The sequence below is a fragment of the Myxococcus sp. CA033 genome (assembly GCF_013336625.1).
GTDB classification, from domain to species: Bacteria; Myxococcota; Myxococcia; order Myxococcales; family Myxococcaceae; genus Myxococcus; species Myxococcus llanfairpwllgwyngyllgogerychwyrndrobwllllantysiliogogogochensis.
Genome location: NZ_JABUMU010000013.1, coordinates 149,363 through 162,704, shown reverse-complemented (window position 1 = coordinate 162,704; position 13,342 = coordinate 149,363). Strand labels below are relative to the sequence as shown.

The window sequence follows — 13,342 nt, the reverse complement described above, 5'->3', positions numbered from 1 at the left end:
TATGCACTGCGTCGAATTTCCATGAAACATGAACCATTCTTCAGTTCACGTTCCGCTCGGGAATCCGACCCTGGCTGCCGTCACCCGCGAAACACCGAGACAACGTCCTCCGTCAGGCTCACGGCAGCCGACCTCCACCAGGACGACTCCGGGGCCTCTCGGCGCGCCACCCGGTGACAGGACCGCCTTTCCCCAGCCGAGCGCGGACCTCTGGGGTCCACGGACCGGCGGGGCAGGGCACCTCATGCCCTGTGCTCTTCGTCAGAGCACCAGGCGCCGAGCACCGAGCTCGGACTCAGGACGCGGGGCGCTCGGCGGCGAGGCGTTCGGCCACGTCGATGACTCGGGCCTCCACGCACACGCCATCCAGGTGGTTGGCTTCCACCAGGCCCGTGGGGCTCGTCACGTTCACCTCGGTGAGGTAGTCGCCGAGCACGTCGATGCCCACGAGCAGGAGGCCGCGCTTGCGCAGCTCGGGCTTGAGCCGCTCGCAGATTTCCAAGTCGCGCGCCGTGAGCACCGCCTTGTGAGGCGTCCCACCGGCGGCCATGTTCCCGCGGTGGTCATCTCCGGACGGCACTCGCAAGACGCCGCCCACCGGCTCGCCATCCACCAGGAGGATGCGCTTGTCGCCCAGGCGGCTCTCCGGGATGTACGCCTGCGCGACGACGGCCTCGCGGCCTCCCTGGGTGAGCAGCTCCACGGCCGAACGCGCGTTCCTGTCACCCCGCGACAGGAAGAGGATGCCCTTGCCGCCAAAGCCGTCGATGGGCTTGAGGATGGTGCCCGTCTCGTTGCGCGCGATGAAGTCCAGCAGCACCGGCAGCTCGCGGGTGATGCGGGTGTCCGGCATCAGGTCCGGATAGCGCAGGGCGAAGAGCTTCTCATTCGCATCCCGGATGCCCGCCGGGTCGTTGATGTAGACGGGCTTGCGGCCCTGACATAGCTCCACCAGCTGTGTCGCATGGAGAAATTCAGAGTCGACGGGCGGGTCCTTGCGCAGGAAGAGCACGTCCAGGTTCGACAGCGGATGCGTCGCCTCGTCGAGCACGTCGAAGTGCCGGCCCAGCTCCCGGCGCACGGTGACATGGCGCATGCGCGCCTCCGCGCAGCGCCCGTTGAACCGCAGCCAGCCCTGCTCGAAGTAGAGCACCCGGTGGCCGCGCTTCTGGGCCTCCAGCATCAGCGCGAAGGTGGAGTCATGGTCCACTCGCACGGTCTCGAGCGGGTCCATCAGGAAGCCAATGGTGAGCGCGGCCATAGTCTCGTCGAAGGTGATTGAAAGGGTGCGCGAAGATAACAGGACCGCGTGTCACATCCCCAGCTTCATGGGGGGCGCGAGCGAGCCCGCGTCGCCCTACGGCAAATCCTGCCAGCTATCGAATCTGCGGGTCGTCGCTTCTCCCGCGACGATGTCCACCCTGAGGGTGCGCCACTTCCCCTGAGGGTCGCGAACCTTCAGGGTGCGCGTGCCCGCCGGCAGGGACAGACCCAACACGGGGATTTCTCCCGCATCCTTGCCGTCCACCTTGAGGGGCGCCTTGTCGCCATGCACGCTGAACGTCAGCTTGCCCATCCCCCGCGAGGACTTCACGACGGCGGGCTCCGGCTTCCTGTCCTCGTCTTCGTCCTCACGCGATGAGGTCGTCCGGACCTTCTCCGGCTTCTTCACCGGCTCCGGCTTCTTCACCGGCTCCGGCGCCTTCGCCAGCGCGCCCCCGTCTCCCGGCTCCGGAAAGATGGGCAGCCCCGAGTTGTACGGCTTCAGCTCCACGACGGGCTCCATCGTCGCGTCCAGCGCGCTGCTCAAGCGCAGGGCGCCGTAGCCACCGCCCCCGAGGATGCCGAGCAGCACCAGGCCCCACAGGATGTTCGAGCCCCGGCGCTGCCCAGGCGTGAGGTCCGTGTCCGCCGGGGGCTGACCTGCCCGGGGCTTCACCGTCGACACCTTGCGAGAGACCTTCTTGGCACCCGGCACGGAGGGGTTGCCCGTCTTCGGCGTGGCCTGGTTCTCGCGCACCGGCAGGTACGGCCCGTCGTCCCCACGCAGGGCGCGCTTGGCGGCCTCCAGCATGAGGCTGTTGGCGGTACCGTCCGCGCTCTCCAGCAGGGCGCGCGTGGCCGCCATCCGCTCCGTGAACAGCTCCTTCATCAGCGAGCCGCGGTGGTCCGCGTCCTGAATCAGCGAGCCCGCCGCCGCTTCAATCGCCCGCGCCATGTCCCGGCCGTTGGCGAAGCGCTTCTCACGGCTGCGCTCCAGGGACTGCATCACCACCTTGGAGACCTGCTCGGACACGTGCGGCGTGACGTGCGAGGGCCAGGGGATGGGCGCCTCGAGAATCTTCATCATCTCGTCGCGCTCCGTCTTGCCCGCGAACAGGCGCGCGCCGGTGAGCATCTCGTGCATCATCACGCCCACCGAGAACAGGTCGCTGCGGCCATCCAGCTTGTCGCCGCGCACCTGCTCCGGGGACATGTACCCGGTGGTGCCCTTCACCGTGCCCGCGTGCGTGCGCTCCAGGCTGCCCTTCGCCTTGGCGATGCCGAAGTCGAGCAGCTTCACCATGCCGTCGTACGTCACCATGATGTTCTTCTGGGCGACGTCGCGGTGGATGACGGGGCTGGGCTCGCCCGAGGGCGCGGTGAAGGTGTGCGCGTAGTGCAGCGCCATGCAGACGTCGCGCGCCACCGACAGCGTGAAGCCCAGCGGCACCGGCTGCTGGCTGCGCAGACACGCGCTCGTAATCTGGTTCAGGTTCTGCCCGGCGATGAACTCCATCGCCAGGTAGAGGCCGTCCTCCTCCTGCCCCAGGTCGAACACCTGCGCGATGTTCGGGTGGTTGAAGGCCGCGGTGATGCGCGCCTCGTCCAGGAACATCCGCTCGAACTGCTCGTTGTCCCGAGCGTCCGGCAGGATGCGCTTGACGACGACGTATTTACGGAAGCCACCCGGACCCGAGGTGAAGCCGAGGAACAGCTCGGCCATGCCACCCACGGACAGTTGTGTGACGACCTCGTACTTCCCGATGCGCTCGCCCCGATAGAAATCGATGGGTGCAACCTCCACGACAGCGCCCCGACACCGGAGCAGCACCGCAACGGAGGATAACAGGCTTGTAGGGCGCGGACGTGCGGTGAGAATGCACCGTCACGCACGGTCGCCCCCTCATCCACCAGCGACCTGTGGATGGCCTGTGGATAGCGGGGGGTGGGTTGTGGAGAAACGGTGGCGTGGATCAGCGCCTGTGGGAAGCCGGGGGAAACCGTCAGTTTACCCACATGTAGCATCGGCCGAATTCGTCAGTCATCCCGCGAGCTTGCTGACTTATCCCCAAATCCGAGCCCTCTACTGCTTCCACTATTTGATCAATACCTACATAAAGCTTTTCTAGAAGCAGCAGGCCGCTGGGGACAACACCTGTGGACGGGTGCAACACGGTTGTAGACTGATGGGCCGTGCGCGCGTGGACCTTCATGTTCTGGCTGTTCGCCTCCCAGGCCTGGGGCGCGGAGCCGCCGCTGGTGCGCGCCGAACAACAATTCGACGCCCTGGAGTTCGATGCCGCGGCCACGTCCTTCCTGGAGGCCCTGGAGGGCCCTGGGACGCGCGTGGAGCGTCTGCGGGCATGGCGGGGGCTGGCCATGGCTCGCGCCTTCATGGGACAGCGCCAGGAGGCTCAGGCGGCCTTCGAGTCCTTGCTCGTCCTGGAGCCCTCCGCCCAGGTGAAGGACTCGCTGGGGCCCAAGGTCCAGGTGCCGTTCCTCGCGGCGCGGGCGGCGGTGGAGGGCCAGCGGCCCACACTCACGGTGACGCGGCTGGCGGATGGCCGGGTGGTGGCCGTGCTGGAGCAGCCCCGGAAGGTGGCCACGGAGGTGATGGTGGCGGTGCGCCTGCCGGGCGCGGCGGGCTTCTCCGCGGCGGTGGGCCCGCCTTCGGGGCCCGTGGCGGTGAAGGCGCCCGCGGCGCGGGCCGTGGAGGCCTATGCGCTGGCTCGGGATGCCGGAGGCTTCGTCCTCTTCGAGCAGGGCAGTCCGCGCGCGCCGCTGCGGCTGGAGGCCACCGAGCACCTGCCACCGGCGGTGGCCTCGGCGCGTGACGCGGCGACGTCCCCCGCGGCCGAGCCGTCGCTGGAGGAGGCTCCCCGGCGCGCGTTCTGGCCCTATGTCGTGGGGGGCGTGGGGCTGGCGGCGGCCGGGGTGGTGCTGGGCGTGGTGCTGACGCGGCCGGAGTCCCTGGCGCTGCCGGCGGCGGACCGCACGGAGCGTTTGCCATGAGCCTGGGGACGTCGCGGTGGGGGCTTCTCCTCGTGGCGCTGGGCGCGCTCGTCATGCCAAGCGGCTGCGAGCAGAGCACCCCACTGGTGCCGCCCGAGTTGTGCGCGAGCGTGGTGTGCCCGGACAGCCAGGCCTGCGTGGAGGGCCGGTGTCTGGCCACCACATGTCAGGGCGTGGCCTGTGGCGCGGGGCGCGTGTGCGAGCGCGGCGCGTGCGTGGATCCGTCGTGTCTGGGGACGAGCTGCGCGGCGGGCGAGGTGTGTCGCGAGGGCACGTGCCGGCGCGTGAGCTGCGGTGGCACCGCGACGTGTTTCCCCACGGAGCGCTGTGTGGGCTCGGAGTGCGTGAGGGACGGATGTCTCGGCGTCGCCTGTCCCCAGGGCACGGTGTGCCGGTCCGGAGGACAGTGCCGGAGTGTCACGTGCTCGGCGGACTTCGCCTGCGCGTCCGATGAGCGCTGTGGCGCGGAAGGCCGCTGTGTGTCGAGCGCGGGTTGCGCCGCGGTGAGTTGCCCCGCGCAGCGCGTGTGTCGCGAGGGTGCGTGCCTGGCGCTGTCCTGCACCACCGGGGAGCAGTGCGGCCCGGGCGAGGTGTGCCGCGCCGGTGGATGCCTGTCCGCCACGGAGGCCTGCGCGGCGGTGGGCCCGTGTGCCTCCGGACAGGTGTGCCGCGCGGGCGTGTGTCAGGCGGTGGTGTGTGGCGCGGGCAAGCCGTGTCAGGGGCTGGAGGGTTGTCGCGCGGGGGTCTGCGAGGGACCGGTGCGCGCCGAGCTGGGAAACCTGGTGCCCGCGGGAGGCGTGCTTCCTCCCGGGCCTGGCTCGGTGGGCATGGGCCTGGGGGGCACTCCCGCGCGGGGGCCCACGCACACGCTCTATCCAGGGGCCACGCCGTAGGGCGGACGGCTCAGGCGTGCGCTTCACGCAGGCGTTCGAGGAGTGCTGGCAGTCCCGCGAGCAGCTCGCGGTCCGTGCGCTCCAGCGCGTTGCGGAGGATTTCGAGGTCCTCCGCGTCACGATCCGCGTTCACCATGCGCTGAAGTCCCCGCAGACGCTGGTTGCGCAGGACGAGCCGGGCCAGGGTGTCCTCCAGCTCCTCCGCGAGCGCCTCATCCAGTTGGAGGTCGCGACTGATGAGCTCGCGCAACTGCTCCACCAGGTAGGTGAGGTCCCAGGATTCTTCGTAGCCGGCCCGTCGAGACATCGCTTTTCACGTATCGCCGGGCTCAGCCCAGCGCTCGAGCGCGCGTGAGCCCCGAGAGGGTCAGCCGCGAGCGGGATGGATCCATCTCCACGACGACGTGGCATCCATCCAGGTCCAGGTTCAACGCATAGGGCTCCGACATGGGCAGCAGGCCGCGCTCCTGATGCGCCAGCGAGGCCATGCGAAACAGCTCCGAGAGCAGGGCCTGCCGTGTCTCCGGAGACAGTCCATCCACGCTGCCCTGCAGGCTGCGTGGGATGAGCACGGTGAAGGCCTGTGACGATGGTGAGCCCGCGGTGGAGACGGAGGTCATGCCGTTTCCGACTGCTAGAACCGTACCCTTCTCGGATCCAACCATTCCGCGCGGTTGCAGTGGGTCCGAAGAGACCATCTGAAAAAAACACAGGGTTTTGCCACCCGACGCCTGAAGTGTCTGCGGAGAAGCGAGAGCTTCCTGTGCTCGCTCGGCTCCAATCCCGAGCGGATGGGGATTCCGTTCGACGTTCAGCTCTCTGACGAGACTGCGATTTCGCGCGGGTGGATGAGGTCAAACGCGCCGTCGTGTTCGACGTGCTGACGCTCGGCTTGTCATCAGGGGATGCGACAGCAGATGGCGTAGGCGGTGGGGGCGGTGCTGCTGGTGAGGTGGCCTCGGCAGCGATAGCCGGGCACGCCCGGGGTCTGCGTGAGGCCGTTCTCGAAAGTGACGCCCGCGGGCTGGAAGGCGACGCTCACGGGCGCGGGTCCGTCCTCGAGTCCACTGCAGCCGCCGCCCATCAGCGTCTCCCCCATGCCGCACCACGCGGTGGCGGCGCGAGGGTCGAGCGTATCGTTGCCCGTGGCACTCTTGTAACTACATGTCAGCGGGGGCCTGGCGTGGGTGTGGTCGGAGCGGGCCGCGATGCGCGCCGAGCCATTGGTGCCGCCCGCCGTCGGGAAGCTGACGCGCACGGCGAGGGGGGTTCCGGAGGCGATGAGCCCGTCTCCATACGTGGGCGCGGGCGCGTCCAGCTTCACCTTGTCGGCCGCGGACATGAAGCCGGGGGCCGTGGTGGTGGCGCTCGTATGAGTGTGGCTCGTGGGCGCGAAGGTGGAGGCGGCGCGGCCCTCCAGTCGGATGCTGTCGCTGGCGCGCAGGGCGAAGGGCACCGAGGCCAGGCGGAAGCGCGGCGTCAGCTCCGACTGGCTGGCGAGCGCGACGCCCAGGTGCATCTCCGAGCGTCGCACCAGGTCGTCCCCCAGCGGCGCCGAGGAGCCCAGCACCACCGCGTAGTACCCATTCGTCACCGGCACGGCCAGGTGGTTCTCCTGCCACAGCGGGGAGCCGCCGGTGGGCGTGGCGTAGAGGGCGAAGGCGAGGTCCTGGGGAGAGTTCTCGGGCGTGCCGTCCGCGCGCACCAGGCGCCCCTGGAAGGTCATCGTGCGCGGCACGTCCTGCGCGGCGGCGGGAAGGGCCCACTGCGCGAGCACGGCCAGGACGAGCACGAAGGTGGGACGCGGGGACATGGAGGACTCCAGTGGAGAACGGACGCCGGGAGTCTACAGGCGCGAGCGTTCAGCAGCCGAAACGCAAGCATTCCCGGAGGGTCTTGGGAGGGAGGGTGGCCGACAGCGCGGCGAGGCGCACCCCTCGCATCCTCCGGGCGCGAGGACTATACGCCAGGGCTGGAGCACGGGAGGCACCCATGGCACGCGCGACGAGAGCAGGCGGGGTGGGGTGGGCATTCATCCTGTGGGCGACGGTGCTCGGCGCCTGTCTGACGGCGTGCCGCGAGGACCCTCCCCTGGTGGGTGCCGAGGGCCGACTGAGGTTGTCGCTGTCGCGGCTGGATTTCCCCCCGGCCTTCCCGGGCGGTGTCCGCGAGGCGGAGGTGCGGGTGCTCAACGCGGGGCGCGCTCCGCTGGATGTCACCTGGACCTCGGTGGAAGCGCCCTTCTCGCTGGTGGATGCGTTGCCCTCGCGCGTGGGCGCGGGCGAGGTGCCGGTGCGGCTGCGCTTCAGCCCCCAGGCCATGGGTACGTACGAGGCCCGCCTCGTCGGCACCGCGTCGGATGGAGGTCGCGCGGAGCTGGTGCTCGCGGGCGAGGCGCGACAGACGCCGGAGTGTCAGGCGGTGACGTGCTCCACCGCGGTGTTCGACCCCGTGTCCGAGCGCTGTGTGGAGACGGTGCTCCCGGATGGCACCGGGTGTGACCCAGGCAATGCCTGTCTCACCACGGCCATGTGTCAGCAGGGACGGTGCAAGGGACTGGAGCGTCCCTGTGACGACGCCAACGCCTGCACCACGGACGTGTGCCATGCGCTGGACGGCTGTCGCGCCGTGCCCGCGCCGCCGTGTCCCGGAGCGGGCGCCTGTCAGGTGGGCACGTGCGACGCGAAGCTCGGCTGCGGCCTGGCGGATGCGCCTGATGGCACCTTCTGTGGAACGGAGCGCGGCTGTGATGCCGCCGACGTGTGCGTGGAAGGCGCGTGCGCGCGGCGCAACCTGCCGGATGGCTTCGTCTGCGCGGCGGCCAGCCCGTGTCAGGCGGAGGGACGCTGCAAGGGGCCCGTGTGCGAGCGGCCCGATGCGGTGTCGCTCGCGCCGGACTGGGTGCTGGACGCGCGGGTGCGGAGCATGAACCTGCATGACCTGCTGGTGGGGCCGGAAGGTGACGTGACGCTGGCGGGCTTCTACGAGTCAGCGCTGCTGGACGCCGCGGCGCCCGTGCCCATGCTCAGCGGTGACGCGGCCCGGCGGTGCATGCTGTGGAACGACAGGCTGCTGTGCATGGACCTGCCGGATGACGGCACGGTGTCCCTGGTGGAGCGCTACACGGGCGCGCCCCGGTGGACCTTCACCCTGGCGAGCGCGCGGCCGGATATCGCGCAGCGCACGTCCAGCCTCTTCCTAGCGCGGCTGGCGGTGATGGCTCCGGACCGACTGGCGGCCCTCTTCGAGGCCTACCCCGTGGCGCTGAACCGCGAGACGTTGTGTCGCATGTATTTCCTGGTGGTGCTGGATGCGTATGGACAGATGGTGTCCGCGCAGGAGCTCACGGACCCCCTGCTGTCCGAGTGCAACCACCCGCACCCCTTCGGAGTCGTCTCCGACGCGGTGGGGGATTTGTATGTCTCCTTCTCGCAGACGTTGAACGTGGGGGCTCCACTCCAGGCGGGGGCCCCTTCGCTGCTGATGGCCTTCTCGTCGGACGGCGTGCCGCGCTGGCGCAAGTCACAGGCGCAGCGCGCCGGTGAGCTGGCGGTGGTGAACGGGCTTTTGTTCCCGGAGCGGGGCACGCAGGCGCTGAGCACGGCGGACGGCTCGGTGGCTGGGACTCTTTCCCAGCAGTTCGGCCGCGCGGTGGCCACGCGCGAGCGGCTGGTGCCCAGCGCACCGGGGACCACGGTGAACGTGAACGAGGGCGGAGTGCTGCCCGTGGCCACGGAGCTGAAGGGCTACGGCCTGCCCGCGCTGAGTCCCGCGTGGACGTACTCCCTGCGCTCGGGACAGCTCCTCACCTCGAAGGAGCTGCGGCTCGCGTCCTGGCCGGATGCGCCCGGGTTTCCTCCCCGGACGCTGGTGCTCACGACGGCCACGGACGGCGACGACAGGCAGTTGCTGGTGGGCGTGCGCATGACCGACGGCGGCGAGGCGTTCCAGTGCGAGCTCGACTACGCGCCCCGCTCGATTCCGCAGTTGCTGGAGCTGGCACCCGGGGCCCTGCTGCTGATGGACGGGGCCACCACCTGTGGCGAGTGTGACCCACCGTTTGCCTACAGCCAGTCGCGCTTCCAGCGCTTCCCCATGCCGGGCCTGTTGCCCGCGAAGGAGCCGTGGCCGGGGACTTTCGGCGGGCCGGGCCATGACCACCACGAGGGGGCCGACCACTGAGGTTGGGACGGGGAGCGCCCTTTTCTTGAAGAAAACACGGGGGGCGTGTCGAAGTGCCGGGCGCGGTTCCGACGTAGGGCAAGGCCGGCGCCATCCAGGTGTCGCACCCACCAAGGACTTCCCCATGCAGAAAATCACCCCGTTCCTGATGTTCAACAACCAGGCGGAAGAGGCGGCGAAGCTCTACACGTCGGTGTTCAAGAACTCGAAAATCACCTCGGTTGCGCGGGGCCCTGACGGCGCGGCCATGTCCGTCACCTTCGAACTGGAAGGTCAGCCGTTCATGGCGTTCAACGGCGGGCCGCGGTTCAAGTTCACCGAGGCGATTTCGCTGTTCGTCAGTTGTGAGACGCAGCCGGAGGTGGACTCGCTCTGGGAACAGCTCACGGCGGGGGGCGGAAAGGACAGCAAGTGCGGCTGGCTGGAGGACCGGTTCGGGGTGTCCTGGCAGATCATCCCCACCACGTTGATGCGACTGATGGGAGACAAGGACCCGGCGAAGGCGGGACGCGTGGTGCAGGCGATGCTCGGGATGCAGAAGATTGACATCGCCGCCCTGGAGCGCGCCTACCAGGGAAGCTGAGCGGTCCTCAATCCGTCGTCACCGGAGGCACGGCGTCGCTGTGCCTCCAGGCCTCGTAGTGGATGCGGCCCAGGGGGGCTCCAGCCGTGGGTCCTCCGCCAAACGTGCCGATGATGTCCACGCGCTCGGTGGCATCCGAGACGGGATGGATGCGGAACTCCACGCCTCGGCCGAACGGTGGCAGCACCAGGCCGTGCCAGCGCAGCGTCCCACCTCGCAAGCGGATGCCGCCGTCCTCGAGGACGGACACGTCCAGCTCCAGGTCCAGGCCGTGCTCGACGAAGACCTCGTGGAGTCGGCCGTCGCGCAGGATGAAGTCCGAGTCGAACCTGCGCAGCACGCCGTCGCAGTACAGCTCCCGGACGAAGTGCATGGAGCCATCCGCGCGGCGGAAGGTGAGGAAGCGTCCGGGGAAGGTGCGTGCCCCGTGCTCGGAGAGGCCCTGGCCGGACAGGCACGTGGCCATCCAGGCCAGCAGCCGGGCCGTGCGCGAGGCGAAGGTGACGGAGGCTCGGGCGCTCCATGCACCGGGGTTCGCGTAGAAGCGCATGACGCGCGGGTCCACGCGGGACATGTCCGGGCCCAGCACGGTGGCGAGCAGGGGCCAGACATCCGAGGGCCTCGCGCGCTGGCCCCGGTGCACGGCCTTCACACCGCGACGGTAGACACTGGCCGCCGTCCACGCGGTGATGAAGCTCGTGAGCAGCAGCCACGCCGTGCGCCGCTCATCGACGAGGCCGGTGTCGTGGCGCCAGCGCGGCAGGCACAGCGCGCGCACGGTGGCGAAGGCGTAGTGGCGCAGCAGGCTCCAACTGGCGCTCAGCATGCGTGACAGGGACAGCGCCAGGCCGTGGGCGATGGCCGTCTCACCCGGCACGGCGCCCGCGAGGGCGGGCTGGTCGAAGAGGCGCGCGCCGAGCGTCATCTCCACGTGCTGCACCAGCAGGCGCCACAGCGGCTCGTTCCCGTGGACGCGGGCCTCTTCGAGAAAGGCGGCCTCGTACCCGACGTCACGGGCCCGGGCCACGTCTCGCATGTGGGCTTCAATCCAGCGCTCGTCGCGGACTTCGAGCGGGAGCTGGTCCTCGCAGGCGCGCGCGTAGGACGCCCACTCCCGGGTGCGGGGAAATCCACGCTCATCCACGGGCATCACCGCGGCGCCCAGTCGCGCGAAGGGCTCCGACACCCCCCAGAAGCGGCCGAGTGTCACCGCGCTCGCGGCCAGCAGGTGCACCTTCGCCATGCGGCACGGATGCGCGCGGTAGAAGTCCGCGAGCAGGCCCAGGGAGAGTCGGCAGGCGCGGTGACGGATGGCGAAGTCCCGCAGTTCCCCGAGCGGCGCATCAGGCAGGGCCGTCCGCGCTTCGTCGAGCTCCTCCGGGTGGAGCCGGGCCTCCCGCTTCGCGTCCCTCGGGAGCAGGGCCTCCAATTGGGAGTCTCCCGGGTGCAGCTCTCCCGACCGCAGCAGGGCCTCCAACTGCGCGTCCGCCAGCGGGGAGCCTTCCGAACGGAGCAAGGCCTCCAGTCGCGCATCCTGGTGCGGTGATGCCATCGAGTTCAGTTGGGACACGGTGTTCTCCACTCGCGTCTCGAAGCGGGTCCGCGGCGGCTTCCGTCGCGGATGCGTCTCCACGGCTTCGGCGCTCATGAAGAGACCTCCACAAGTTCTCCACAGGGATACGCCGTGGTGGACTCGCGGTCCTCGACGCCTCGGCCAAGCCAGCTCCTCGCCGCACCCGGCGCCGGCGTCCGTCCGAGCACCCGCGCGAGGATGAACAGCCCGAAGCGCCACCGTGAGCGCCCTCGCGTCGGAGCGTGTTCATCCCCGGCGCACCACTGGCGCAGCGTCTCGAAGCCCCACTCCGTGCCCAACCGCATGACGGGACGGAACAGCACCGCGTCGAGCACCTCCCCCACCACTCCGTACCGCGCGCGGTAGTCGAACACCGTCTTGAAGAACGTCCCTCCGGGCCGCTGCTCGTAGAGCCATACGCCGCGACCGCGCAGGATGATGCTCCGCCAGTCCTCCGAGCCGAACTCGAACGTCGAGCGCAGGTGCGGCGTGTTCGCCAGGTAGCGACCCCAGCCGATGATTTCGAGCCCGAAGCCCAGGTGCGTCCGGTAGTCCATCAGGTGGAACCCCCGGGCATCGGCCTCCGGCAGGTAGCGGATGGACGTGAAGCGCACGTCCCACGCCGTGTGCAGCGCTGGGTCCTGCGTGCGCTCCCACACCACCTCGACGGGCGCGGGGATGAACACCTCCGCGACAATCCTTTGGAGCCGGGGTTGTCGGAATGGAGTGGCCACCGGCCGCCGCCGGAACGCGAACCACCGCGCCAGGTCCTTCGCGAAGACGATGAGCGCCGTCACGCCCATCACCGTCATCAGCGCGCGCAAGGCCACGGGCACCAAGGGCGGGTCCACGCGAAGCCCCGTGGGCAGCAGCCTGTCCGCCCACACCGCGTGGAAGGTCGCCATGAGGTAGAGCCCCACCAGCACGCTCAGCACCACATGCATGAAGTACTCACCCCGGGGAACACCGCCCTGGGACGCTCGGCTGTCGCGCTCCTCCCAGACATCCGCGAGGGCGACGAAGACATCCGCGGCGTACAACACCCCGAGCAACCCCAGCGCCCACCCCTGGAAGCGCACGTGCGGCACCCAGAGGAACTGGAGCGCGTAGATGAGGTGGCGCGCGGTGTGCCAGAGCACCTCGCGCTGACACTCGGGGCGCTCGTGGAGCCGGCCGCGCCAGAGGTGGAAGTAGAGGACGTCGAAGGCCCCCAGGAGGCCGATGGCGAGCAACAGGTAGAAGGCGACGTGCATGGCCGGGCCTCAGTGCAACGGCACGGCCAGCGCCTCCCGGGGATGCAAGCCTTTGGAACGCCAGGGATTCAGCGGATTCGACGCGAGCCTCCCGTCAACTCCGTGGACAGCGCCGACAACCCGGGTTGTCGTCCCCAACTTCTCCACAGGGCTTCTGCGTGCGGGTGGGTTTCACCGGGCCTCTGAGTCGGCGGCCTCGGTGCGTCATGAATCACGCGTCAGGTGTCATGACGGGTGTCGCGCACGGGCCGAAAACGGCGCTCGGGCGCGCTGTCAATCGGTCGTCCTCGAATTTTCCTGAAAGATTTCCAGGACGGGTGGTGAACGGGACCCGCCCTGGAACCTGGAGAAACCCGGCCTGACACGGCACACCCCGCGTCACCGACCCTGCGGGTGGACATGCCCCGCGTACCCGATATTCTTCGGCCATCGTTGCGTTGAAAGACGTAGACGTGTTCCACATTGCCCACGCGAGGCCTGCCCGGGATGCACCCCTTGGTCCCGGCGCTTGTGTGGAAGGAGTGCGGTTGCCCGGACGACCTTGGAGGTCCGGCGTGCGGCGGCTCCGTTGCATCGTGGGGGG

At 69.5% G+C, this 13,342-nt stretch carries 11 protein-coding genes; 4 read left to right on the top strand and 7 right to left on the bottom strand.

The features are described from left to right. Window positions 1–295: 295 nt before the first annotated feature. On the bottom strand, window positions 296–1,261 hold the full coding sequence (gene gshB, locus HUA78_RS27290; protein ID WP_141647156.1) for a glutathione synthase: 966 nt from the start codon (window positions 1,259–1,261) through the stop codon (window positions 296–298). Between the two features lie 96 nt (window positions 1,262–1,357). Next, window positions 1,358–3,094, bottom strand: a complete 1,737-nt coding sequence (locus HUA78_RS27285) for a serine/threonine-protein kinase (RefSeq protein WP_220137928.1) — start codon at window positions 3,092–3,094, stop codon at window positions 1,358–1,360. Window positions 3,095–3,456: 362 nt separating this feature from the next. Between HUA78_RS27285 and HUA78_RS27280 the strand changes: the two genes are divergently transcribed. After that, window positions 3,457–4,275 carry a hypothetical protein gene (locus HUA78_RS27280; RefSeq protein ID WP_174460343.1) on the top strand — a complete coding sequence of 273 codons (819 nt, stop codon included), beginning with the start codon at window positions 3,457–3,459 and terminating at the stop codon, window positions 4,273–4,275. Further along, on the top strand, window positions 4,272–5,168 hold the full coding sequence (locus HUA78_RS27275; protein ID WP_174477463.1) for a hypothetical protein: 897 nt from the start codon (window positions 4,272–4,274) through the stop codon (window positions 5,166–5,168). Before HUA78_RS27280 ends, HUA78_RS27275 begins: the two co-directional genes overlap by 4 nt. Before the next feature lie 10 nt (window positions 5,169–5,178). Here the strand turns inward: HUA78_RS27275 and HUA78_RS27270 are convergent, their stop codons facing one another. The 3 genes from HUA78_RS27270 to HUA78_RS27260 all read right to left on the bottom strand — a co-directional run bounded on the left by HUA78_RS27270 (window position 5,179) and on the right by HUA78_RS27260 (window position 6,981). Further along, on the bottom strand, window positions 5,179–5,475 hold the full coding sequence (locus HUA78_RS27270) for a hypothetical protein (protein WP_174477462.1): 297 nt from the start codon (window positions 5,473–5,475) through the stop codon (window positions 5,179–5,181). Between the two features lie 22 nt (window positions 5,476–5,497). Then, on the bottom strand, window positions 5,498–5,788 hold the full coding sequence (locus HUA78_RS27265) for a hypothetical protein (protein WP_141647153.1): 291 nt from the start codon (window positions 5,786–5,788) through the stop codon (window positions 5,498–5,500). A gap of 278 nt (window positions 5,789–6,066) precedes the next feature. Then, window positions 6,067–6,981 (bottom strand): hypothetical protein, encoded by a 915-nt coding sequence (locus HUA78_RS27260; RefSeq protein WP_174477461.1) that lies wholly within the window; start codon window positions 6,979–6,981, stop codon window positions 6,067–6,069. A gap of 179 nt (window positions 6,982–7,160) precedes the next feature. Between HUA78_RS27260 and HUA78_RS27255 the strand changes: the two genes are divergently transcribed. Both HUA78_RS27255 and HUA78_RS27250 read left to right on the top strand, forming a co-directional pair. Then, window positions 7,161–9,350 (top strand): tenascin-X, encoded by a 2,190-nt coding sequence (locus HUA78_RS27255; RefSeq protein WP_174477460.1) that lies wholly within the window; start codon window positions 7,161–7,163, stop codon window positions 9,348–9,350. Window positions 9,351–9,474: 124 nt separating this feature from the next. Beyond that, window positions 9,475–9,933, top strand: a complete 459-nt coding sequence (locus HUA78_RS27250; RefSeq protein ID WP_141647150.1) for a VOC family protein — start codon at window positions 9,475–9,477, stop codon at window positions 9,931–9,933. Between the two features lie 7 nt (window positions 9,934–9,940). On the opposite strand, the gene HUA78_RS27245 is transcribed toward HUA78_RS27250, so the two are convergent. Both HUA78_RS27245 and HUA78_RS27240 read right to left on the bottom strand, forming a co-directional pair. Continuing rightward, window positions 9,941–11,581, bottom strand: coding sequence for a DUF4166 domain-containing protein (locus HUA78_RS27245; RefSeq protein ID WP_174477459.1), 1,641 nt, complete (start codon window positions 11,579–11,581; stop codon window positions 9,941–9,943). After that, a complete protein-coding gene (locus HUA78_RS27240; protein WP_174477458.1) occupies window positions 11,578–12,759 on the bottom strand; it encodes an SRPBCC family protein in 1,182 nt (393 codons plus the stop codon). Before HUA78_RS27240 ends, HUA78_RS27245 begins: the two co-directional genes overlap by 4 nt. Window positions 12,760–13,342: the final 583 nt, after the last annotated feature.